The sequence below is a fragment of the Collinsella aerofaciens genome (assembly GCF_964243765.1).
GTDB lineage: Bacteria > Actinomycetota > Coriobacteriia > Coriobacteriales > Coriobacteriaceae > Collinsella > Collinsella aerofaciens_BU.
The window spans coordinates 1-24,463 of the sequence record NZ_CAXTGI010000008.1; the positions used below are offsets into that span (position 1 = coordinate 1).

At 59.2% G+C, this 24,463-nt stretch carries 18 protein-coding genes and 1 tRNA gene; 1 reads left to right on the forward strand and 18 read right to left on the reverse strand.

Going from position 1 to position 24,463, the window contains the following annotated elements:
* Positions 1 to 258: 258 nt before the first annotated feature.
* The 16 genes from ACESSC_RS06605 to ACESSC_RS06680 form a co-directional block, all read right to left on the reverse strand.
* A complete protein-coding gene (locus tag ACESSC_RS06605; protein WP_373162049.1) occupies positions 259 to 474 on the reverse strand; it encodes a hypothetical protein in 216 nt (71 codons plus the stop codon).
* Positions 475 to 707: 233 nt separating this feature from the next.
* A complete protein-coding gene (locus ACESSC_RS06610) occupies positions 708 to 2,003 on the reverse strand; it encodes a M20 family metallopeptidase (protein WP_373162051.1) in 1,296 nt (431 codons plus the stop codon).
* 116 nt (positions 2,004 to 2,119) lie between these two features.
* Positions 2,120 to 3,103 carry a DMT family transporter gene (locus tag ACESSC_RS06615; RefSeq protein ID WP_373162053.1) on the reverse strand — a complete coding sequence of 328 codons (984 nt, stop codon included), beginning with the start codon at positions 3,101 to 3,103 and terminating at the stop codon, positions 2,120 to 2,122.
* 201 nt (positions 3,104 to 3,304) lie between these two features.
* Positions 3,305 to 5,494, reverse strand: coding sequence for a YhgE/Pip family protein (locus ACESSC_RS06620; protein WP_373162056.1), 2,190 nt, complete (start codon positions 5,492 to 5,494; stop codon positions 3,305 to 3,307).
* Complete coding sequence (locus tag ACESSC_RS06625; protein WP_373162058.1) at positions 5,495 to 8,260, reverse strand: YhgE/Pip family protein; 2,766 nt, start codon at positions 8,258 to 8,260, stop codon at positions 5,495 to 5,497. It abuts the gene before it with no gap.
* A gap of 289 nt (positions 8,261 to 8,549) precedes the next feature.
* Positions 8,550 to 9,767, reverse strand: coding sequence for an IS3 family transposase (locus ACESSC_RS06630; RefSeq protein ID WP_373162061.1), 1,218 nt, complete (start codon positions 9,765 to 9,767; stop codon positions 8,550 to 8,552).
* Positions 9,768 to 9,898: 131 nt separating this feature from the next.
* On the reverse strand, positions 9,899 to 11,923 hold the full coding sequence (gene htpG / locus ACESSC_RS06635; RefSeq protein ID WP_373162064.1) for a molecular chaperone HtpG: 2,025 nt from the start codon (positions 11,921 to 11,923) through the stop codon (positions 9,899 to 9,901).
* A gap of 202 nt (positions 11,924 to 12,125) precedes the next feature.
* Complete coding sequence (locus ACESSC_RS06640) at positions 12,126 to 12,626, reverse strand: GNAT family N-acetyltransferase (RefSeq protein ID WP_118288826.1); 501 nt, start codon at positions 12,624 to 12,626, stop codon at positions 12,126 to 12,128.
* Positions 12,627 to 12,665: 39 nt separating this feature from the next.
* Positions 12,666 to 13,316 (reverse strand): tyrosine-protein phosphatase, encoded by a 651-nt coding sequence (locus ACESSC_RS06645; RefSeq protein WP_055250497.1) that lies wholly within the window; start codon positions 13,314 to 13,316, stop codon positions 12,666 to 12,668.
* Positions 13,317 to 13,333: 17 nt separating this feature from the next.
* Complete coding sequence (locus ACESSC_RS06650; RefSeq protein ID WP_055250501.1) at positions 13,334 to 14,071, reverse strand: CpsD/CapB family tyrosine-protein kinase; 738 nt, start codon at positions 14,069 to 14,071, stop codon at positions 13,334 to 13,336.
* 2 nt (positions 14,072 to 14,073) lie between these two features.
* The gene (locus tag ACESSC_RS06655) at positions 14,074 to 14,730 is read right to left on the reverse strand and encodes a YveK family protein (RefSeq protein WP_055250503.1); all 657 of its coding nucleotides are present in this window, start codon (positions 14,728 to 14,730) and stop codon (positions 14,074 to 14,076) included.
* Positions 14,731 to 14,925: 195 nt separating this feature from the next.
* Positions 14,926 to 16,350, reverse strand: a complete 1,425-nt coding sequence (locus tag ACESSC_RS06660) for a sensor histidine kinase (protein WP_373162067.1) — start codon at positions 16,348 to 16,350, stop codon at positions 14,926 to 14,928.
* Positions 16,351 to 16,353: 3 nt separating this feature from the next.
* Positions 16,354 to 17,082, reverse strand: a complete 729-nt coding sequence (locus tag ACESSC_RS06665; protein ID WP_089572665.1) for a response regulator transcription factor — start codon at positions 17,080 to 17,082, stop codon at positions 16,354 to 16,356.
* A gap of 64 nt (positions 17,083 to 17,146) precedes the next feature.
* The gene (pstB, locus tag ACESSC_RS06670) at positions 17,147 to 18,022 is read right to left on the reverse strand and encodes a phosphate ABC transporter ATP-binding protein PstB (protein ID WP_199410587.1); all 876 of its coding nucleotides are present in this window, start codon (positions 18,020 to 18,022) and stop codon (positions 17,147 to 17,149) included.
* 103 nt (positions 18,023 to 18,125) lie between these two features.
* Positions 18,126 to 19,364 carry a sensor histidine kinase gene (locus ACESSC_RS06675; RefSeq protein WP_373162070.1) on the reverse strand — a complete coding sequence of 413 codons (1,239 nt, stop codon included), beginning with the start codon at positions 19,362 to 19,364 and terminating at the stop codon, positions 18,126 to 18,128.
* Between the two features lie 25 nt (positions 19,365 to 19,389).
* The gene (locus tag ACESSC_RS06680) at positions 19,390 to 20,085 is read right to left on the reverse strand and encodes a response regulator transcription factor (RefSeq protein ID WP_117655503.1); all 696 of its coding nucleotides are present in this window, start codon (positions 20,083 to 20,085) and stop codon (positions 19,390 to 19,392) included.
* A 197-nt stretch (positions 20,086 to 20,282) separates the two neighbouring features.
* Here ACESSC_RS06680 and ACESSC_RS06685 point away from each other — a divergent pair, with 197 nt between their 5' ends.
* The gene (locus tag ACESSC_RS06685; protein WP_373162073.1) at positions 20,283 to 21,623 is read left to right on the forward strand and encodes a D-alanyl-D-alanine carboxypeptidase family protein; all 1,341 of its coding nucleotides are present in this window, start codon (positions 20,283 to 20,285) and stop codon (positions 21,621 to 21,623) included.
* A 131-nt stretch (positions 21,624 to 21,754) separates the two neighbouring features.
* On the opposite strand, the gene ACESSC_RS06690 is transcribed toward ACESSC_RS06685, so the two are convergent.
* Positions 21,755 to 21,845 (reverse strand) — tRNA-Ser (locus tag ACESSC_RS06690).
* Between the two features lie 92 nt (positions 21,846 to 21,937).
* Positions 21,938 to 24,379, reverse strand: a complete 2,442-nt coding sequence (locus ACESSC_RS06695) for a tetratricopeptide repeat protein (protein ID WP_373162075.1) — start codon at positions 24,377 to 24,379, stop codon at positions 21,938 to 21,940.
* Positions 24,380 to 24,463: the final 84 nt, after the last annotated feature.

The window sequence follows — 24,463 nt, forward strand, 5'->3', positions numbered from 1 at the left end:
CCCCCCCCCCCCCCCCCCCCCCCCCCCCCCCCCCCCCCCCCCCCCCCCCCCCCCCCCCCCCCCCCCCCCCCCCCGCCGTGGTGTGCGATCTGCAATCCTTCCGCCTCTTCGGATCACAAAATCCGTTGGACGGAAAGACTTCGGGTCATCTCTTGAGCCCGTGGCTGCATGGGAAACCGAATGACGGCACGAGCATCCATTCGGCTTCCAAGGCAGCCACGGACAAAACGGGGCAAAGAGCTACGAGCGACATCGTCCCTACTCCCCCGCCACGCTCGCGCGCAGCTTAGCCGCGATGGGCTCAGACGCCAGCAGGAACACCAGCATTGCCACCGAGCACGCCAGGCACACGATCCATGTGCTCGTAAAGGCACCCGTGGCATCGAACAGTATTCCCGAGACGATGGCGCCCACCGTGCCGCCAACCATCTCGAGCGAGGTGATGGTGCCCGTCACCTTGCCCAGGTCGGCCATGCCAAACTGCTTGGACGCAGCGATAGTGGGCGTTGGAGATGGTGTACTGCGCAAGGGAAATGCCCAGGTCGCTGACGATGAGCGGCTGGAACAGGCTCATGCAGTTGACGAAAATGGTGTAGCACGTGGCCATGATCACAAAGCCGGAGGCCACCACGAGCCAGCCGGGGAAGAACTTACATTGCTGGGACATACTGTTCCTTTTTTAAACAAACGAGTAGCAAGATTGGGTGCTACCGATGATCGGCGATGTAGCCCAAAGCGACGGCGGCATAAGCCGCGGCGCCAAGGGGAAGCTCGGCATCGCTAAAACGTGCCTTGGGATGATGCTGAGCAAAATGCTCGTCCATATCAGTCACGGCAGCGCCCACGGTAAAGTACGCACTCGGGATCTCGCTCGAGATCAACGCAAAGTCCTCGCTCGCCATGGCGTGGAACAGCGGCAGGAAGGCGGACTTGGGCAGCACCGCGCCCACGTAGCCAAGCGACGCCTGCGTCATATCGTCATCGAGTACGAGCGGGGGAACATCCGAGAGTGTCTCGATAGTCGCCGGCGTACGATAGGTCGTGGCAACGCCTTTGACGACCTCCGCGATGCGGGTCTTGAGGTGCTCCATGAGCTCGACGTCGAAGCCACGCAGCGTTCCCTCGAGCACACAAGTGTCGGGAATGACATTTGCGGCCTGACCGCCGGCAAACTTACCCACGGTGAGTGCGACCTCCTTGGCCGCCGGCACTTCGCGCGCGATGAGCTCCTGGAGTGCCAGGTGCACATGGACGCCGGCCGTGATGGGGTCGATGCAGATCTCGGGGCTCGAGCCATGGCCGCCCTTGCCCTGAAGCGTGATGCGAAAACCGTACACGCCCGAGAGCGCCGGGCTGCCGTAGAGCACCAGGCCAAGCGGCGACTGGCTATTGACATGCATGGCAAAGGCGACCTGAGGACGCGGGTTCCGCAGCAGACCGTCGGCGATGGCGGCGCGGGCACCCTCAAAGGTTTCCTCGCCCGGCTGGAACAGCAACTTAACTGTGGCGTTAGCGTCGACAAGCTCGGACTCGCGGGCCTTGAGCAGGCGCGCCGCACCAAGCAGCGCCGTCGCATGCATATCGTGTCCGCATGCGTGCATGCAGCCGTTCGTAGAGGCGAAAGGCTCGCCTGACTCTTCGGCAACGGGCAGGGCATCCATGTCGCCACGGAGCATGATGACCGTACCGGCCTGTTCGTCCGTGCAGACGCCATTGCCCTGGGCCGCGGCGGCACCGGCGCCGACAAGGCCCACGACACAGGAACCATCGACGAGCGTGGCAAATGGGATTTCCATCTCGGTCAGGCGCGCTTGAATATACGCAGAGGTCTGTGGGAGGCTATTACCCAGCTCGGGCATCTGGTGTAAATCGTGTCGCCACGCAGCGAGCTCGTCTGCAAAAGCCTGAGCTTCTGCAACGAGACCGTCACCGATAGCGGCCTGCGCCACTGCGGTGGCCTTGGGCGCTGATTGCGGTTGAAGATCGGACTGAGCTGGTGCCATAAATGCCCTCCAGTAACGTTTTTGCAGTAAGCACTTTGATAGCGTAAAGTGTAAGGTACAACTTTAAGGGCGAGGCATAAAAAATGCCGCCCCAGGAGGGCGGCGCAACAAGTTGTTTACAATTGCGGGCGCGGCTTTCGACGCAAAAAATCGAAGTGAGTCTCGCTCAAGATAATCGACAGGAAGATAAGCACAAAGCCGGCGAGCAGGCGCGAGGTGAGCGCCTCCCCCATCAGCAGCACCGAAAACAACACGCCCGAAGGCGACTCCATCGAAAGGAGCAGCGAGCCCGTCGAAGCCGGGACATGCGCCAGGCCGACGTTTTGAATGAGCAGCGCCACGCACGTGCAGCCCACCGAGAGAAAGGCCATCACGCCGATAAAGCTCGGCGTCCACACGGACAGAGGCGCCTGGGTCTCGAATAGCAGCGACGAGATCAGGCTCAAGACGCCATTGCCCACAAACATCCAAAACGTGATGACGTTGATGTCCATCTTGCGGCCGTACTTGGCGGTCACCGCCATCTGGATAGCGAAAAAGACCGCACCCGCCAGCGTAATGACGTCACCGATGTTGAACTCAACGCTATCGAGTGCGACGAGGCCAATGCCCGCTAGGCACAGCAGCGCGGCACCCAAGTTGTAGCGCGTAAGCTTTTCGCCGCTCAGGAAAAAGCTCGCAAAGGGCACGAGGATGCAGTACGTACCCGTCAAAAACGCGTTCTTGCCCGCCGTAGTATTTGCCAGACCGACCGTCTGCAACGCATAGGACGCCCACATGAGCACACCCATACTCAGGCCAACGATCAGATTGCGAGCGTTGAAATGTGCAATGATGCGTTTGTGGAAGACGGCAAGCATGACCAATGCTGCGGGCAGAAAGCGTACATAGAGCAGCTCGAACACCGGAATGGTGCCGAGTGCGTCCTTCATAGTGGTAAAGGAGTAGCCCCAGATGACCGCCACCGAAAGTAGCAAAACTTTCCAGAACAGCGGAGAGCGTGCGCCAGCGCCCCTCGGAATACCGCCCGCACCCAAATCCTCACGGGCCACAGGGCTATCGGGCATGTTTTCGATTTCGTTGGCAGCGTATTGGGCCATGGAACATCCTCACACTCAATCTGGGCGTGGTGTCCGCACGCGTATGGCTGCGTGCCGCCTCATGGTCAAATAAAAACAGGGCGCACCGGACCCCCGGCACGCCCCGCTACTGTAGCAACAACCAAGCAGCCCATGCAATTCACTCAGCTAAAGCGTCGGAACAGAAAACCTCGATGTTCCGACGGCGTTTACGTTGCTGTATTAAATCAATTTGGTCGACTCCAGCTTTTCGATGATCCAGTCGTTGGCTTTGATGACCGGGCGGCGGAAGACCACGCCCAGGGCCAGCGACGGAATCAGATAGCTCGCCAAGATACCCAGCTCAATCCAGTACTCCATATGGTAGGCACCGGCCATGGCAGCGTGCATGGCGTTGATGCCGTGGGTAAACGGCAGGAACGGATAGATCGCCTGGAACACAGGGCCGGTCATCTCGATGGGGAACGTGCCGCCCGAACCGCCGACCTGCATGACCAACAGCACGACAGCGAGCGCCTTGCCGATATCGCCAAACGAAACCGTAAGCGTGTAGACGATATTGGAGAACACGAGACTCGCGACCCAGCCAGCCAGCACAAACTGCAGTGGGTTGTCGCACTGAATGCCAAAGAACAGGATGTCGCCCGCGCACACGAGCGTCGCCTGCAGCAGGGCCAAACCGCCAAAGAACAGGTAGCGACCCAGGTAGATCTCGTGCAGGCGCACGGGGATGAGCTCGTTGATGAGCTCATCGTCAACCGAGACCTTCATCATGGCCGCCAGCACGATCGAGCCGACCCACAGCGACAGAATCGTGTAGAACGGTGCCATGGCCGAACCGTAGTTGCGGATCGGATAGACCGGTTTGCGGTCAAGCGCGACGGGACCGGAAAGCGACACGGCCAGACCCTCGGGATCGTTGCCGATCATCGTCTTGATCGTGGCCAGATCGTCCGACATAAGAGCACCGTCGAGCTCGTCCTTGAAAGCGCTAATCTTGTCCGACGCCTCACCCAGTTGGTCAGAAGCCTTGTTGACGAGCTTTGCGGCTTTGGACAGACCCTTTGCCAACGAACCGGATGCGTCGGTCAGACCGTCTACGGCACTATCCAGATCGCCCGAGATACCGTTGAGCGAATCCAAAACGCCCGAAATAGTCTTCTTGAGTTCTTTGGCCTTGACCGAAAACGTAGAGTCGTAGTCAGTCTTGGCGCCCGAGATACCAGCCTTGGCATCCGCGATTGCCTGATCGACCTCGGCACGCGACTTGTTAACCTCTGCCATGCTGTCCGAGAGGGACTTTGCGGTTGCCTTCAGGTCCTTGGCGTTGTTGCGATACTCCGTCGCGATCCTGCCCAGCGATGTCGCCACAGACTTAAGACTGTCCTGGAGCTTTTCGTCACTCACCTGCTCGGCAAAACTGCGGAGCTGGTCGGCCGTGTCGTCGATTTCCTTGGCACGCGTATCGAGCGCCGCCGCGGCATCGTTGAGCTGGGACACCGTGAGGTCAACATGCTGGTTCGCGGCGTCAAACGCCTTCGCAAGCTCGGTGGACACGTTGTCGAATGAGCCCGCGCTTCCGTCGATCGCGGTGTTGATGGCGTCGTTGGCTGCCTTGAGCGCTTCCTCGGAATCGCTCACACCGCTCTTTGCGTGCTCCATCAGCTGCTTCGTCGACTCATCAACAGTGCCCGTCTGCTTGAGCATGCCGCCCGCCGATGTCAGTGAATCGGACGTAGAGCTCAAAATGCCCGCGAGCGACGTCGCACTCGCCTGAACATCCTGCAGGTCCTCGACCGAATCGCCCAGCGTAGAGGAAAGATTGGCGATAAAGTTGCTGACCTGATCGGTGCTCATGTAATCGAGCAGGCTGGACACGGTCTTAAGGCCGATGGTCGTGATGGTCTTGGTAAAGGTCTCATTCACCTGGCTCTGGACGGCGCTCGAACCCTTTTCAGTCACGATCTGTGCGATAGCGTTGGCCTTCTGGTTCTCGTAGAACTCGATATCGGCATGCTTCACGTCGGTCGAAAAGAGCGTCATCATATCGGCACTAAACGTCTTAGGGATAACGACAGCCGCATAGTATGCGCCCGATTTGACACCCTCGATGGCCTTTTCTCGATTGTTGAGTACAACCCAATCGAAGCTCTCGTTGCCGCGCAGGGTGGCGGTCACGTTTTCGCCCACGTTGACCTCGACGGGGATCAGATCGCTCTCGTAACCCTCATCGGTGTTGACCACAGCGATCTTAAGGTTGCCGGTGTTGCCGTACGGATCCCAGCTGCCGGCGATGTTAAACCACGCGTACAGGCACGGCACGATAATGAGGCCCATCACGACAACCAAGCCGATTACGGAGCGAGACACGTTTTGGACATCGCGCTTAAACAGATGCAGGATGTTTTTCATTTATGCCTCACCTCCTTTGGAATGCTTGCCAAGCGGGGCGTTCTTTTCATTCATCACAAACGTGTCATCCCCGTTCTCGGGCACATGGACCGCATCGCAATGACCACATTGGCTGACAGTCTGAGTCTTGGGTTCAGACCCCCGCTCGCTCGCATTCAAGCCGAACATGCGACGAGCGGCCGGAATGGCGGCCGTGTGCTCGCGCATCTCGCGGCGCAGGTCCTCATCCGAAAGTGCCGAGATGCGCATCTGGGTGTTGAGGCTCGAGCGGATGTACTCGATGTTGATGAGCCAGCCGCAGATGGCAATGACCGAGATAATCCAGATGACCAGCAGAATGATCTTGCCATTGTTGTCGATATCGAGAACCGTCGACAGAACGAAGAGCAGCACCTGCACGCCGACTACAGCAGCGAAACCGCCCTTGATGTAGTACGGATAACGATGCTCAAACGCCACGGCATGATCGAGCAGTTCGCGACGGTACGAATCCGAATCGAGCATGACGCGCATGGCCGTGCGCAGCGAATAGCGCTGGCGCGGCAGGTCGTTGGACTCGCAGATCATAAGGCCCGTCGTGGAAAGCTGCTTATCAAAGAGCAGGTTGAGGTTGAGCAGCAACGGGCGCAGCTGCAGACCGATAAAGAGCGCGATGATAAGGAACACGCCCAGGATGCACAGGTTGAACAGGTAGTTGAACGAATACATGCCACCGACGGTCTCGCGCAGCAGGTTGATGCCATAGGTGAAGGGCAGCAGCGGATGCAGCCATTGGAAGAAACCTGGCATCATCTCGATGGGATACATGCCCGACGAGCCGGGGATCTGCACAATGACGAGGATGACGCCAATGGCTTTACCGATATGCTTAAAGGTGGTGGACAGCGCATAGATGATGTTGACGTAGGTGAACGAGATAGCGATGCCGCCCAGCACAAAGAGCAGCGGATTGACGCACTGAACGCCAATGACCAGGTCGCCCACCGTAACGATAATGGCCTGGAACGCGCCCAGGATCACCAGCAGCAGCCAGCGGCCAAAGTAGCCCTGACGCGCCGTAAAGCTACCGATGCCCTCGCGGTCGACCTCGAGTTTGTAGATGGCGATGAGCACGTAGCCGCCCACCCAAAGCGCCAGGTTGGTATAGAACGGGGCAATGCCCGAGCCAAAGCTCTTGACCGGATAGATCGACTTGGACGTCAGCTCAACGGGGGACGCCATAAAGTCCGCCACGTCGTCCACGTCGACGCCCATCAGGTCGGCCAGCTCGCCCATAGACTCAGAGGTCTGCAACGCCGCGATGTCGTTAGCGGCGGTTGCGAGCCTGTCCTGGACCTTGGCAAGAGAGTCGTCGGTCTGGGACAGTGTGGTCTTGGCCTGTTTGAGCGTCGCATCGAGTTGGGTCAGCGTGCCACGCGCGTTCGCAATCGTGGGCGTAAGACCCGATACGATGCCGGTCAGGTCGCCCGAGACGGTGGCGAAGGAGTCCAGCGCGCTCGAAGCCTTCGGCAGCGCGTTCTGCCCCAGGCCCGTCTGAGCCTGATTCATGTTGGTCGTACCGGTTTGGATCGCATTGTTGATGGCATCGCTGGCGCCCGAAACAGCCGAAGCATCATTCGCGATAGCGCTTGACTGAGCGGAGAGATTATCCTTGACGGCCTGAAGGCTCTCATTTTGCCCTCGAAGCGTATCAATCGCAGACGCGATCAGCTTATTAACTTCTTCCGAGCCCGTCGGCGCGCTGTCGGCCAGGTTCTGCAGACGATCGATAAGAGTCTTGTTATGGTCAATCATCGTCTGAAGCGATTCGAGCGAGTTGTCGATGCGAGTGGTCGTAGACGTCAAGGCGCCCGTCATCTTTCCGACCGCAGCGTTCGCAGAAGCCGACGTCTTGGACAGTGCAACACTTCCCTCCGAAAGCGCCTTAGAGAGCGAGGTAATCGATTTGCCCGCGGTGGTGCGCGCTTCGCCCAACAGGTCGTTGCCTTGGGAGATCGCTTGAGTCAGCGAAGGCGTCTGACCCTGCAAACCGGCCAGCGCCCCATCCGCCGAGGCGATAGCACCGCTCGTTTTGTCGATAGCGGTGTTCATGTCGTTGATCGAATCGCGGACCTCGCTCAAGGTACTGGATGCCTCGGACACCGAACTCGTCAGCGAATCCTGAACCTGGGCGGTCTTATCCTTAAAATAGATGCCGGCATCCTTGGCGATGCCCGCTACGGTCTCGCCCACCGTGGAGACAAACTCCGAGTTGATCTGCTCCTCGATGGTGTTGGCACCGGTATCGGTGACCTTGGGCGCAATGGCGCTCTTTTTCTCGTTGACGTAATAGGTGAGCTTCGGCTGATGGTAGTTGCCGTCGAGCATCGAGACCAGATTGTCGGAGAAGTTCTTGGGGATTACGATCGCCGCGTAGTATTCCCCGCTCTCGACGCCCTCTTTGGCATCGGCGGCCGAATCGACGAAGGTCCAGCCCAGCTGATCGTTTTCCTTGAGCTGGTCGACCACCTTATCGCCCGCATTGAGCTCGCCCACTAGGTCGTTCTGGGTGCCCTGATCGTTGTTGGCGATAGCGATTTTAATGCCCTGGGTGTTTCCATATGGATCCCAGTTAGCCACGATGTTGTACCAAGCGTACAGCGAGGGGATAACGCACACGCCCAGGGTAACCACCAAGGCGACGGGGTTCACAAGCAGTCGCTTAATGTCGCGCTTAAATATCGCAAAGGAGACCTTTGCATCGGATAGTTTGCTGCCGAGACTCACGCTTGGACCATCCATCCTGTCGTTGAATCAAATCGTACTATCAACAACCATTGTACGTAGGCGCTTTAGCGTCTCGAAGCACAATGGTATTGAGTTTTGCGGGTAGCAATATACTACGAAGATTAGTTAACGTACAGTTGTACAGTATCTTTAATTTCAGCAGGTCACAAAACCACAGCCCGCACAAATTAGCAAGCAACCAAGTGCCCAATGAGTACCTACACATCGAGAGAGGAAAATCTCCCACTTTTTACCCAAATGGGGATGCGGACGATTTCTTGGACCGCGCCTAGGCGTATCCAAGCTTCCTGCGGTACTCCATCGGGCTCAGCCACTCGAGGGACTTCTTGATGCGCCCGTCCCGATAGTACACGAGGTAGGCCTCGAGCCTCCCCATGAACTCCTCGGCCGTCACGCCCTCCCAGTCCCTGTAGCGGAAGAACTCGTTCTTGAGGCGCCCGAAGAAGCCCTCGCAGGCCGAGTTGTCCGGGCTGCAGCCCTTCGCGGACATGCTCCTGACCAGGCCGTTCTCCTCGCAGATCCCGATCCACTCCGGCCAGCGGTAGTGGCCGCCCCGGTCCGAGTGGATCGTCGTGCGCGCCCCCGCCGGCCTCGCCGCGCAGGCCTTGAGCAGGCTCGAGTTCGCGAGGCGCTTGTCGGGGTGCAGCCCGATCGACCAGGCGACGGGCATCCCGTCGAAGCAGTCGATGACCGGGCTCAGGTAGACCTTCTCGCCGCCCGGGAGCCTGAACTCGGTGATGTCGGTGAGCCACAGCAGGTTGGGCTCGTCGGCGTGGAAATTCCTGTTCACGAGGTTCTCCGGCGCCTTGGAGACCTCGCCGGCGTAGGAGCTGTAGCCCCGGGCGCGCCTCTTGTTGTAGACGACCTCGAGGCCCTCTTCGCGCATCACGCGGGCCACGCGCTTCTCGCTGGCGCGGACGCCCTCGCGGCGCAGGCGCGCCCAGACGGTGCGGTACCCCCAGCACCCCGAGCCCTCGCGGAAGATGCGCACCACGCGGCCGCGTATGTCGGCGTCGCGGTCGCGCGGCGCGGCGACGCGGGGCCTCCAGTACTCATAGGAGCTCTTCGATATCCTCAAGAAACCTGTGATCGAGCGGAGGGGCAGGGCGGTCGCCCGCCTCAATCTCTCGCCGAGCTCGCACTTGCTCCTGTTCGAGATCGAAGCCGGGTCCCACCCTTCCGCTTTTAGGTCGGCCAACACCGCCCTGAGCAGCAGGTTCTCTATCTGGTCCTCGTTGAGCCCGGCGAGCGGGCCGGTCGCGGGCGGGGCGTAGATCGACTTGTCGGGGCCCAAGCTGGCCTCCTTCCGTGGCGGTTTCCTCGCCACGATTCTACAGCCCCCGCCGGTGTAGCTGCGCGGGAGGTGCCCCGTCGCCCACTTCTTGGCCGCGCTCACCGTGACCCCCGCGAACTCCGCGGCGGCGGTGGGCCCCATGCCGTCCTCCGTCGCCAGGAGGAAGAGCTCGACCTTCTCCCTGCTGTACATGCGAACCTCCAGTCCGGACCGCCCCGCGGTCCAACTTTCTGTCCGCACCCCCAATACAGGCTCAATGTGGGAGATTTTCCTCTCTCGTTCTACTAACTAGCTACGGCGTTCGTTAGAACGGCGGAACCAAGTTACATAAGATTACAAATGGCGGCTGCGAAGGCAACGGGGTCCTCGGGGAGGATACCCTCGACCAGCAGAGCCTGGTCATAGAGCAGACCGGAGTACTGCTTGATCTTGTCAGCGTCGCCCGCCTTCTGGGCAGCGACAAGCTTGTCAAAGACCGGGTGCTTAGCGTTGAGCTCGAGCACGCGCTGGCTCTTGGGCATGCCGTCGGGCGCGCCCTCGGGTCCCTTCTGGAGCACCTTCTCCATCTCGAGCGAAAGCGGGCCCTCGGTGGTGATGCAAGCGGGGGCATCGGTCAAGCGCGCGGAGACGGCAACTTTCTCGACCTTGCCACCGAGCGCCTCCTTCATAGCACTAAAGAGGTCCTCGTTTTCCTTGGTGGCGTCCTCGGCCTCCTTCTTTTCGTCCTCGGTCGCCAGATCAAGATCGCCAGTCGCGACGTTCTTGAGCTCCATGTGACGATCCTCGACCTCGGGCTCGGCACCGTCGGCCACGGCCTTTTCGGCAGCCTCGCGAGCTGCATCGTCCTCGTAGATCTTGGGCATATCGGCGGCAACGTACTCACGCATGGCCTGGAAGGTGAACTCATCCACGTCCTGCGTCAGAAGCAGCACGTCGTAACCGCGGTCGAGCACGCCCTTTACCACGGGCATCTTGGCCAAGCGCTCACGCGAGTCGCCGGCGGCGTAGTAGATGGCCTTCTGGTCCTCGGGCATGCCCTTGGCATACTCGGCCAGGGTAATCATCTTCTGCTCCTTGGCAGACCAGAACAGCAGCAGGTTGGCGAGCTCATCAGCCTTCATGCCATAGCTCGAGTAGATGCCGTACTTAAGGCCGCGACCAAAGTTCTCAAAGAACTTCTCGTAGGCCTCGCGGTCGTTGTCACGCATATCCTCAAGGTCAGCGGTGATCTTCTTCTCGACACGCTTGGCAATAGCCTTGAGCTGACGGTTCTGCTGCAGCGTCTCACGCGAGATATTGAGCGTCACGTCGGCAGAGTCCACGACACCGCGCACAAAGTTGTAGTAGTCGGGTAGCAGGTCGTCGCACTTCTCCATAATCAGCACGTTGGAGCTGTAGAGCGCCAGACCCTTCTCGTAATCCTTGCTGTACAGATCGAACGGAGCGCGTCCCGGCACAAACAGCAGGGCGTCGTACTCGAGCGTGCCCTCGGCGTGGAAGCTGATGGTGCGCGCCGGATCGTCAAAGTCGTGGAACGTGGACTTGTAGAACTCGTCATAGTCCTTCTGCTCAACGTCGGAGCTGCGCTTTTTCCAGATCGGTGTCATGGAGTTGATGGTCTCGAGCTCCTGGTAGTCCTCGTACTCGGGCTTGTAGTCGTCGCCGGCGTCCTCGGGCTTGGGTTTCTGGCGGCTCTTGCTCACCATCATCTGAATCGGGTAGCGCACATAGTTGCTGTACTGCTGAATCAGGCTCTTGAGGCCCCACTCGGTCAGGAAGCGATCGTAGGTCTCGGCCTCGCCGTCGGCGTCGAGCTTCTCGTTCTCGCGCAGCGTGAGGATGACATCGGTACCGTGCTCAGCACGCTCGCCATCCTCGATGGTGTAGCCCTCAAGACCGTCGGACTCCCAAACATGGGCGGTATCCTCGCCATAAGCGCGGCTGACGACCTTCACGTGGCTGGCGACCATAAAGGCGGAGTAGAAACCCACGCCAAACTGACCGATGATGTCGACATCGGAGCCCTGCTGCTCGGCGTTCTCGGTCTTAAACTCCTCGGAGCCGGAGTGCGCGATGGTGCCCAGATTGCGCTCGAGCTCCTCGGCGGTCATGCCGATACCGTTATCCGAGATGGTAATGGTGCGGGCGTCTTTATCAAAGGAGACGCGAATAGCCAGGTCGCCCTGGTCGAGCTTGACGCTCGGGTCCTGCAGGCTCTTAAAGTTGAGCTTGTCGACGGCGTCGCTCGCGTTAGAGATAAGCTCGCGCAGGAAGATTTCCTTATTGGTGTAGATGGAGTTGATCATGAGGTCGAGCAGTTTTTTGCTCTCGGTCTTAAATTGACGCATGTGCAGTCCTTTCGCGCTACCCCCGTCCGCAAAAACGGCCCGGTTGCCCAAGCCGCATCGCAGACCTGCTATGTTCAGACTTAGATTTTATAACCCATTAGCGCGCATATATACATACGGAATCGAAAAACTGTATGTCCAAACGCTCCGGTGCGCCAATTGCCAAGGAGTGTCCCCGACTGCCGGCAGGAAAGGAACGTCCCTATCTGCCATCTACGCGCTTGGCCATCCAAGCATGGGGCTGGCCCTCGTCTTCGTAGTCCACCGGGGCAATCTGCGTGTAGCCCGCCTTGGCATAGAGCGGCAGCACGTATTCCTGCGCATGCAGCTTAATGAGCTTGGCGCCGGCATCACGCGCGCACGTATCACTGGCCTCGACAATCTTGCTCGCCAGACCGCGACGGCGCATGCTCGGCAGTACAGCCACGCGCCCCATAATATAGGTCTCCCCCGCCGCGACGTCTTCATCCAAGTCGCACGCCGGCGACACCGGAGCCTCTGCGTCAGCCGCGCGCTCGAGTTCTTCGGGAAACACGCGCGAGCAACCGGCAAGCTCACCGTCTACATAGAGCGTCACATGAATGCAGTTCGGATCCTCGTCGATAGCGTCAAACTCATTCTCGTAGCCCTGCTCGTCCATAAAAACGACGCGGCGCACCAACGCCGCGTCATCAAAGCATCCCGTCTTAAGTTGGATATCCATGGCTGCCCTTTCATTCAATGCGAACGTTAGGGACAGATTTTAGCGAAAGTGAGCTCCGCGCACGCTAAACTTCGCGCGAGCCTTCGCCAGGCAGTCGTAATGACCCACGTTATGGGCATCGCTCGCGATGAAGCTGTACAGGTTCTGATCGAACAGGCGCTGTGCCGGCTTTTTCTCGCGACCAAAGCGACCGCCGGCAATAAAGTCCGCCGAAGCCTGCAGCTTGCAGCCCATATCGACCAGGCGCTCCGCCACGCTTACATCCTTTTGAACCGCACGATAGCGCTCAGGATGAGCGATGATCACCTGGTAGCCACGGCACTGCAAATCGTAAATCGTGTTCTCGTACTCTCTAAACGCATACGCATCGGCATGCGTCGAAAGCTCGAGCAGAAACTCGTTGGTCCCATCGAAATGCAAGTGATCCGCGGCATCGATACCAAGCTCAACGAGCTTTCGATGGTTGACCTCGAAGCCCATCTGGAGCGGAAAACCGTCAGCGTTATCGCGCAGCAGCTCAAAGGCATCCCACATCTTGTCGTAATCAAAATAGGGATCACGGCAGTGAGGAGTGCAAACGATTCTGGTTACACCGGCCCGCTTGGCAGCCTCGAGCATCGCCAAGCTCTCTTCGAGATCGGCGGCGCCGTCGTCTACACCCGGCAAGATATGGCAATGAATGTCACGCATAGGTCAGCCTTAATCAACTAAACGTTTGCTCGGTTGGTGAAGATGCCCTTTTTGGAAGTGCCCTGATCGTCGGAGCCCTTCTTAACCTTCTTACCGTCCTTGGTGTAGTAAGAATAGTAGTACTCGCTGGTCTCGGTCTCACAGTAATTCATGACGGTACCGATGAGCTTGACCTTCTCGGACTTCTTAAGCTGGGCGATAGCGTTGAGCGCCTCTTCGCGCTTGGTAAAGTCCTCGCGCACCACGAACAGCGCGCCGTCGGTCAAGCTGGCAATCTCGGCAGCATCGATGAAGGTGCCGACCGGAGGAGCATCGAAGATGACGTACTGGAACTTGGCGGACAGTGCCTTTACCAGCTTGGCAAAGCGATGGGAGACGATGATGTCGGCAGGATTGGGAATGTGCGGCTCGGCATCGAGGAAGTAGAAGTTCTTCTGACCCGTCTCGACAATTGCCTGGTCAATGGAGATCTGCTCGGAAAGGACCGCATAGAGTCCGCCGCGCGAACGAACGCCGAGCATATCGGAAAGGGACCTGCGGCGCATATCGGCCTCGACCAGGAGCACGGACTTGCCGCTCGTGGCGATTGCCTGAGCAAGGTTAATGGAAACCGTAGACTTGCCCTCGTTGGGAATCGAGGAGGTAACGGTGATGGTGCGAATGGGGTCGTCCACGCTCGCAAAGCGGATGTTGGCCAGAAGGGTCTTGGCGGCATTCTGTACAACGAGCTTATCGGTGTTCTTTGCCTTAGCCATGCCTATTTACCACCTTTCATAGCCGGAATTCGGCCAACAACGGGAATACCCAGGAGCTCTTCTGCCTCTTCGGCACCGCGGATGCGGGTATTGAGCATGTCTGCCAAAACGACATAGGCAACTGCGATAAAGATACCGGCGAGGAACGCGACGGCAATATACAGCGTGCGCTTGGGGCCGCTGGGGGCTTCGGGGGTCTTAGCCTCGTCGATAACGTTGATGCTCTGGGCAGCGCCGACGTTCTGAGCGACCGTACTCACCGAGCTGGCAATGGCCTTTGCGACCTCAGCCGTCTCCTTGGCATCGGTGCCGGTAACCGAAAGCGTAATGACACGCGTGGTGGTCTCGGAGGAAACAGACACCTTGTAGTCATCCAAATCGGTGAGGCCCAGTTCTTTGGCGGCGCCGCTCTTAACGCTATCGCTATCCAGCAGCGTGGCGATATCGTTGGAAAGCATCTGGCTCGCCGAGAGATCGTTGTAGCTCATCTGACCGCTATCGTCGGTCTTGGCGAGAATGTACATGCTCGTCGTCGCGGTATAGGTGTTGTCCATCGCAACGAAGGACACGATGCCCATGGCGATCGCGCAGACCACCGGAAGGGTGATGACCAGCTTGAGGTGCTTCTTCAGCAGCTGGAACAGTTCGAGAAGGGTCATGCAGCTTGCCTTTCATTTCCCCAGTTCGGATTGACAAAACTGTCCGTATGTTATCGCATCTTTTTACCGAGACCAAACTCTATACATAAGAAACAGGCTCTCCTGTAAAAATGTCGGAAGCAATCGTAAAATTGCACAACAACGCCGCACCCGAAAGTCAAATGCGGCGTCTACATCAATATCTATGTTGCATCGCTATGCGAATGGCTCGTCCTGCTGTATGGGAAACGTCACCGTAATGGTGGTTCCCACGCCCAACTCGCTCGACAGATCGAGCGTGGCGTGATGATACAGGGCCGCATGCTTGACAATGGCAAGCCCCAGGCCGGTTCCGCCGCGCGCCTTGGACCTACTCTTGTCCACGCGATAGAACCGCTCGAATACCTTGCCCTGTTCTTCAGGCGCGATACCGATTCCCGTGTCGGCGACAGCGAGGAACGGATGGCCTTCGTCGTTGGTGCCGCACTGCAACGTAACCGTACCGCCGGGTCGATTGTAGCGGATGGCGTTGCTTGCCAGATTATAGATGAGCTCGTCGATCAAGCGCGACACGCCTTCGATGACCACAGGCTTGGTCTCATGACTTATCGTCACATTCGCCTGACGGGCGACCTGTTCAAGACGCTGCTCAACCGCGTAGGTGGCACGTGAGAGCTCAATAGGCTCCGTGGACCCAATGGGCACCGCCTCGCCCTCAGTTGCACGCTCGGCCTCGTCCAAGTTAGACAGCGTAAGGATATCGTTGACAAGCGCTGCCAAGCGGCCCGCCTCGCGATAGATGCGACCGCCAAAGTTGCGCAGGTCGTCCTCGCCCTCGACCATGCCGTTTGCGATGAGCTCGGCATAGCCCGAAATCGCCGTAAGCGGCGTCTTGAGCTCATGGGTGATATTCGCCGTGAACTCGCGGCGCATACGGTCGTTGTCCGCTAGCACCGCCATTTGGCGCTTGAGTTCCTGGCGCTGCGACTCGATACGCTCAAGCATGGGGACCATCTCGGCATAGGCGTGCTCATAGCTACGGCGTGGGTGATCCAAATCCACCTCTTGCAACGGCGCGATGATGGCACGGGACTCACAGCGCGCCATAAAAAACGAGAGTGCTGCACCCGCTGCTGCGATAAGCAGCATCGGCGCCAGCATCGACAGCAAAATCGCCGCAACGCCAGGCTGGGCCTGCGCCAAGCGAACGACCTGGCCGTTATCAAGGGTGACGGCGCGATACAGCATAATCTCGTCGAGTGTAGAGCTTGCGCGCTCCGCGGAACCCGAACCACTCTCAAAGGCCTCGATGACCTCGGGGCGATCGCCATGGTTGGGCAGTGTGGAAGGCGACGCCTCGTTGTCGTAGGCAACAGATCCGTCCTTATTGATCAGCGTGATACGAAGATCCTCGCGATCGAGGCTTCGCAAGAACGGAATGGGCTCCTGCTGCTCGTCGAGGGCGGCAGCAATGAGCTCGGTTTCCTGCGCCAGATTGGCACTCGTGGCATCCGCCAAAGTGTTTTGTACAAAGAACGCACCCAGCACCGTAAACGCCACGATAACCGCCATGGCGCAGACAAAGATCGTCACAAAAACGCGGTGCGACAGCGTATGTTTTCCCTGGGGGGCGAAAACCACGGGTTACTCCTCCGATGCGGTAGCCGCGGTGTCGTCGCCTTCGGCACCATCACCGGCAGAAGGCTCGGCCAGGCGATAACCCACGCCGCGCACGGTCTCGATGGCGCTGGCATGCTCGCCCAGTTTTTGGCGAAGCGTCTGCACGTGCACGTCAACGGTGCGCGAACCGCCGTCGAAGTCCCAGCCCCACACGCTCTGCAGCAACGACTCGCGGGTAAAGACCACGCCGGGCTTGCGCATGAGGTACTCGAGCAGGTCGAACTCGCGCAGGGTGAGCTTAAGCGGCTCGCCGGCAACGGTCACCTCGCGATGGCTGGGCGAAAGCACGATGTCGCCCACGCTGAGCACATCGCTCGCCTGCTTGACCATGCCGCCGCGACGCAGCAGTGCGCGGCAGCGGCTCGCAAGCTCCATGAGCGAAAACGGCTTAGTCAGGTAATCGTCGGCACCGCCATCGAGCGCCATCACCTTGTCGAGTTCGGTGTCCTTGGCGGTAAGCATCATGATGGGCACCGTCGCCGTCAGGCGATCGGCACGCAGGCGACGCATAATCGCCAAGCCATCGGTGTCGGGCAGCATGATATCGAGCAGCACAGCATCGGGCACCCGTCGTGCCACGGCAGCTTTAAACTCGCCATCACACGAAAAGCCCTCGGCCTCGATTCCCTGCTTGCGCAGCGCGTAGACTGTCAAATCCCTGATGTTGTCATCGTCCTCGACGTAATAGATCATGTTGAACCCCTTTGCGGCCGATATGACCGCATCTTAACCCTAAAGGCACCTGTAAAAGACAGCGTCAGCCAAAACGCCCCGTCAAATAATCCGCGGTGCGCGGATCGGACGGATTCTTGAAGAGTTGCGCGGTGGGCGCGTGCTCCACCAGCTCACCCAGCAAAAAGAACGCAACCGAATCGGAAATACGCGCGGCCTGCTGCATGTTGTGCGTCACGACCACCAGCGTGCAGGTCTCCTTGAGCTCGCAGGCCAGCTGCTCCACCACCAACGTCGACACAGGGTCGAGTGCCGAGGTCGGCTCGTCCATCAGCAGAATGTCGGGCTGCACGGCAAGTGCGCGGGCGATGCACAGGCGCTGCTGCTGTCCACCCGAAAGACCCAGGCCTGACTCTTTGAGCTTGTCCTTGACCTCGTCCCACAGGGCAGCGCGACGCAGGGAGTCCTCGACCAGCTCATCGAGCACGGCGCGGTCGCGCGCACCCATACCGCGAGGACCGTAGGCGACGTTGTCGTAGATGCTCATGGGAAATGGGTTGGGGCGTTGGAACACCATGCCCACGCGCTGGCGCAAACGGCAGATGTCGCAATCGCCCAGGATATCTTGACCATCGAGCGCAATCTTGCCCTCGATGCGGCAATCCTTGATGCCGTCGTTCATGCGGTTAAAGCAGCGCAGCAACGTGGACTTTCCGCAGCCCGAAGGCCCGATGAACGAAGTGATCTGCTTGTCGCGGATCTTGATATTCACGTCCTTGAGCGCATGGTGATCGCCATAGAACAGGTCGAGGCCCTCGACGTCGATGCGCGTCGGCGAGGCGGCAAGATCCTCTGCCGTGGGGCGAGTCGCATCCCCAACCTCGCGCTCATGCGCGGCCTCGGCCTGCGCTTCCATGAGTTCTTCAAGCTCCGTGGGCTCCACAGCCGCAGCAGCCGTCATACCGCACACCTCCATATCGATATCAATTCAGCAGTATCGATAGTAGGAATCGCGGCTCATACGCACGTGAGCACATTGTCAAGTGTTTGTAAGGGCACACTGGCTATGCGGCGGGCAGCTCGATGGTGAATATCGTGTGTTCGGGCGTCGATTCACATGCAACGGTACCGCCGTGTGCCGCGATGATCTCCTTGGCAATAGCAAGGCCCAGGCCGGCACCACCGCGATTGGTCGCACGCGCCGCATCCAGGCGATAGAACTTCTCAAAGATCACCTTGAGCTTAGCCGCAGGGATAGGATCGCCCTGATTGATAAAGTGCACGCGCACGCCGCCATCGTCTTGGCGCCTGGCCTCAATCGTGATAGTCGAGCCCTCATAGCTATAGGCGACGGCGTTTTTCATGATGTTGTTGAACACGCGGGCCATCTTGTCGCCATCCACGAGCACCGTCAGGTCCTCGCGAATATCAACCTGGGCTTCCTTATGCTGCTCGTTGAGGATGGGATAGAACTCGTCAGCCACCTGAGCCAGCAGCAACCCCAGATCAACATAGCCGCGCGTGAGCACGATATCGTGGAAGTCAAAGCGCGTGATATCGAAGAACTCTTCGATGAGCGCATCGAGCCGGCGCGCCTTGTCGAGCGCCACGCCCGTAAAGTGCGCACGTTGCTCAACCGGCAGCTCAGGAGCCTCTTGAAGCAGCGAAAGATAGCCCACCACACTGGCAAGCGGGGTGCGTAGGTCATGTGCCAAGTACGTGACCAGATCGTCCTTGCGATGAGACTCGTCACGCAAGGCCTGCTGCACCTTGCGCTCGCGATCGCGCACACGGTTGAGTGCGCCCTCGACCTCCAGGAAGTCGCCGTCGATGTTGTCCCAGGTGTCGGGGTGATCGATCAGGCGATCTTGAATACGAGCGGCCAGCACACAATCGGCATGCTGCTCGCCCTGCTCATAGCCCTGGTAGTACAGGGCGCGGCCGCAAAAGAACAGCACGCACACGGCAAGCGCCAGCATAAAGCCAAGCATGTTGAATACAAAGCCGGCATCGAACAGCACCGGCCCTTCGATGCCGCCGAGTGCCATGGCGCCAATCGCCAACGTCATGGCCCACGCGGCACCGCCAATCACCACGCAGCGGCGTACGATTTCAAATCGATCGATCAGCAAAAAGCCGACAAGCAGCACCGCCAAGATTCCAGCGATGTTATCGATGCCAATCAGCAGCAGGCTCAGCAAAAAGAGCAGCACCGTTGCAAGTGCGCGGTTGTCGACGACCGACCTCACGTATTCAAAGAGTCGATCGGGCACCTCGAATGCCTGCCTATCGTCTTTTGTCATGTCCACTTCCCCACCATCAAAGGCGCTATTCGATTATGTAGCCGACGCCCCAGACGTTTTTGATAAAGCGCGGCTTTTGAGCGTCGTCGCCAATCTTTTCGCGCAGGTGGCGAATGTGCACCATCACCGTATTGTTGGAGCCGGGCATAAAATCCTCGTTCCACACCGCGCGGAACAGATCCTCCACGGCTACCACGCTGCCGCGATGCTCAACCAGATACAGCAAGATGGAATACTCGATGGGCGTGAGGCGCACCGGTGCACCGTCCACCGTTACGGAACGAGCATCGCGGTTGATCTCCAGGCCGTCGAGCTGGATGGTCGGCGACTCGGCCGCCTGCGAGCGGCTACCGTAGCTGGTGTAGCGGCGAAGCTGAGCGTGCACACGCGCGATGAGCTCCAGCGGACGGAACGGCTTAACCACGTAATCGTCCGCGCCAAGCGAAAGGCCCTCGATCTTGTCTTGCTGGGCATCGCGCGCCGTCAGCATGATCACGGGATAGGTATGGCTGGAACGGATCGTACGCAGTAGCTCAAAGCCATCGATATCGGGCAGCATGACATCCAACAGTGCCAGATCGAACTCCTGCTCCAGGATTGCCTTGGCAGCATCGGCCCCGCTATAGGCAATCTGGACATCAAAGCCCTCTTTTGTAAGGTAGATACCAACCAAGTCGGCGATGGCCTTCTCGTCATCAACTACCAAAATGCGCTCGTTCATGCGTGCTCCTCTCGCGCTCCATTATGCCCGAGGCGACGCACGCCACACACAACAAGCGTGGGTGATTAAGTCGGCCTTAAGCACCCTTGTGCCCGTTCGGGCGCGGATGTGGGCCACGCACGCACGCGATGATCGCCGACGCCGGCAAACGATATACTCTAGTTCCAGAAGAGACCATCCCGTCGAAAGCGAAATCCGTGAAGTCCCTCACCTCTTTTGCAAAGCGCTCAGCCCAGCTTGCCGCCGGCTTTGTCTGCGCTATCGCCCTTGCCGCTGGCGCGCCCACCGTCGCCGGCGCCCAAGTGCTCACGACCGACAATGTTTGCGGCAAAACCGCCGATGCGCGCGGCATCACGGCCGAAAACCTGCCCGATATCGATGCGACCAATGCCCTCGTCATGGGCAAAGACGGCACCGTCTACTATGCCCGCGGCGCCGATGAGCAGGTCAAGATTGCCTCGATCACCAAGGTCATGACCGCAATCCTAACCGTCGAGAATTGCAAGATGGACGAGAAGGTCACGGTGAGCAACGCCGCAGCCACCGTGGGCAATTCAACAGCCGGCCTACTCGAAGGCGACGAGCTCACCGTGGAGCAGGCACTGCGCGGCCTGATGATTCCCTCGGGCAACGACGCCGCCATCGTGCTCGCCGAATATGTGGGCAAGAAGATCGACCCTAAGACCAAAGACGCCGAGGCAACATTTGTGAAAGCCATGAACGAGCGCGCTAAGAAGCTCGGTTGCACCGGCACGCTTTTTGAAAACCCGCATGGTCTGGACTTTGATGAGTGGGCCGGCGATATGTACTCAACCGCACACGACGTAGCGCTGATGATGCAAGAGGCCATGAAAAACGACACGATCCGCGAGGTCGTAGCGAGCGAGGATTCCTGGATCGAGGTCACGGGCGCCGACGGCACCGACCATTCGCATTCCATGGACACGCATAACTATTTGCTAGGCCAAGATGGCAACATCGGTGGCAAGACCGGCACCACCGATGATGCAGGCTATTGCTTTACGGGTGCCTACAACCGCGATGGCGACGAGATCTACACCGTCGTTTTGAACTCCACCACCACCGACCAGCGCTTTACCGATACCGCAACCCTTGCCAATTGGTACTACGGTCACAAGGTGACGGTCGCAATCGCCAACACGCAGGAAAAGACCGCCAACGGCAACCCGCTTATGGCGCGCATTGGCCAAACCGACTGGACGGATAAGACGATCGACGCCACGCTCGCCGATCCTACGGCGCAAGCGACCGTGTTTTCCCTTGCCGGCGAGGTGACCGAAAAGGTTAGCTACGACGATCTTTCGGGCACGGTGCATGTGGGCGACAAGGTGGGCAGCGTTACGCTCAAGCAGGATGGCACCAAGATCGCCGTCATGGACCTGGTTGCCGACGAGGAAGGCGCAGGGCCGAATCCCATTGAATGGCTGCTCGTGAAGCTCGATCGCTTGGGCCGTCGCATCGACAACCGCCCACTCACGGCAGAAAGCGAGACCGTCGCCAAGGCGCCCGAGGTGTAGTGCGCAAGAATAATAAGTCCACTGAAAGGAGGCGTCCGAAAGGATGCCTCCTTTTTTGAGGGTTCGAATCCCCAGCCGCCATTCTTGATAATAAAAAGGGCCCCAAATGGGACCCTTCTTCAAATTCGTACTGGCGGAGAGCTGGGGATTCGAACCCCAGATGCCCTTTTGGGGCATACTCGCTTAGCAGGCGAGCACCTTCGGCCTCTCGGTCAGCTCTCCGTAACAGCCGTTCTATAGTAACCAAACAGCCAAGGATGAGCAAGAGGAAATTTTCTAATTGCCTAGCAGCCTTTCCTTCTTGAAAGCTTCGCCTACCCCAGCGAGCGGTTGAGGGAGCCGAGCTCGTCGTTGCCCATGGTGCGCCACATTTGGAAGATGCAACCGCGCGCCAGGAAAAAGAAGCCGTTATCGACCAGCTGCACGGCGGCATCCGCAAGCTGGTTGGCCACCGCGGGCACGGGCGGCAATTCGAGTCCAGCCCTGTGGATGGTCTCGACCGCTTCCTCGAACGTCGGAGGCTCGCTGACACCCATCTCGTTCATAAGGCCCTGCATTTCTTCCAGCGCGCTGCTGCCCGACTCCTCGCCGCGCGGCACCAGACGGTAACAAGCCAGCGCCAGGTCGAGCTGATCGCAATTCCAATAGGCAAACGCCAAGCGATAGAACAGGTAGCCGATTGCAGAACGATCGCTGGCAATACGTAGGCCGTGGCGCGCCACCTCGATAATCTCGTCAAAGCGCTCCAGACGCGCAAGCACGTTGATGAGCGCAAAGTGCGACTGCATGGACGAGCGCGCCAGATCGTAAAGATGGCGCACCTCGGGCAGTGCTCGTTCAAAGTCCTCTTGCTCGGCGTAAAAGCTGCAGATCTCGTGCTGGGCAAAGTACAGCGCATCGGGCGCACGAAGGATTCGCACAGAGCGGTCTTCTTCCAACACCGGTAGCACCATGCGCACCAGCTGGTTATCGCAAAACTGCGTTTGAACCGGACCTGTCGCCAAAAGCTCGGCGACGGCGCACTTAGCCTCCAACTCCTCAACAAGACGGGAAAAGCCTTCAAAAGCACCTGTACGGTCGACTTTTGCCTGCTCGCGCAATTCAACAACACGGGCCACGTATGGGTCGTCGTCCTCTTCCATGACCTCCAGCTCGTCAGCCGTATCGGCAAGCAGCAGATCGCGCAGCGCCGGCGGCAGCATGCGATGGTCATCACGCGGACGAGCATGAACCTCCGCCGGCTCAATCGTCTCCGGAGCGGTTGACTCATACGCCTCAAGCACACGCTTGCACGGCATATCGTCCATGTCCATGCTCTCAAGATCCTTGGCGACAGGCACGCAATCGGCCAGATAGGCCGCGCGCCCAAAGAAATACGTTGCGACAACGCACTCGCCCTGCTCACTGTCGGGAGCAGCAATCTGCACATAGCAGCGTGTGATGCAGGCGCCCGCGGCAAAACACGCTGCCGCAAGCGTGAGCGCCACGCGCGCATCGTGCTCCGCGGCCCAGATCGTGCGCGTGTCCTCGTCCAGCTCGTGCCAGGCGTCATCTTGAGCGTCGTATTCACGTTGCGGCATGGCATCAACGACAGACTGCCCAAACCGAACGAGCATAATCCCCTCGGCAACGTTTGCCCGATAGGTATAGTCGAGCCGCGTGACCACGTTGAGCGCCTCGACAATACGCGCGAAGCGGGTGCGCACGTCCCACTCTCCGCCCGGCTGGCACGAAACCGTTCCCGGTTCGCCCCACGGGTTATCGCTCGAGGCCGTATCGAGCAGTCGAGGAACATCGTTGGTCGTCTTAGCGATATGCCACGCATCAAAGAGCGCGCAGCCCTCAAGGCTCGGCGACGAGGCCGCGGGGACCAATCCAGCCCCGATGCGCTCAAGGATGCCGGAGAGGCGGTTGAGACGGCACTCGATGGCGAGCAGCGTGTCAATCTCGTCCTGGTCCAGCAGACTGCGATCAAAATTGAGATAGAAAAGCTTTGAGCGATCGATGCGAGCTAGGCTCATCTCGGACTTGGCGGCGATGGTGCGCAGGCGGGGCAAGTCAATTTCGCTCATAAGGGCGGCGGCATAGCGCTCGATACCGCTCGGATTCTCGGCATGGTCAACGCGGTAAAGCAGCGTCTCGATAGCATCGGGGAGCGGTGCCGTGTTAAAGCCCAAAAACACCTCGACCGGCTCGGGCAACTTTACGAGCTTGATCTTGTCGACAACGTTTTGCATACCCTCGTCGAGTCCGTCGGCGTCCGCCGTGCTCGCAATGGTATTTTCGGAGTCAGCGAATATCACGTAGCGCAGGAACATCGATGCCATGAACTCGCCGTAAGGAAGGGAGCGGGTCGAATTCCATGTCTCGTGATCGGACTGTTCGCGCATGGGACCTTCGGGAGAGCCGACGGCTCGCGCGCACGCGCGCATTGTGCCGTTGGCTCCCCGAACCACAATCTCACCAATACCGGAGTCCGACTCGTCAAGGACGAGTTCCATGTCGGGATCGTTGGGCAGCGGAGCCTCGCTAACGGGGCGGTCCACCTTGTACACCTCACCCGAAACGCTTACGTAGCCCAAAAGCGACACATGACTTTTGCCAACGAATTCGACGACATAACAAGATTCATGCTGATCCTCGCCAAAGAGCTTCCAGACCACGCCATACGAGCGTCCCGCTGGCTGCTCGGGCATCGCCGGAAAGCGCTTCTTGGGATCGAGAAACCTGAGCTTGTATGTCGGACGCTCTGCCACGAAGTATCACCCTGATCGGTCGTTGAGAGAAGGAGTGGCCGCGGATGGGCCGCGACACCTACTCGGAATCTTACACGAGTCGAC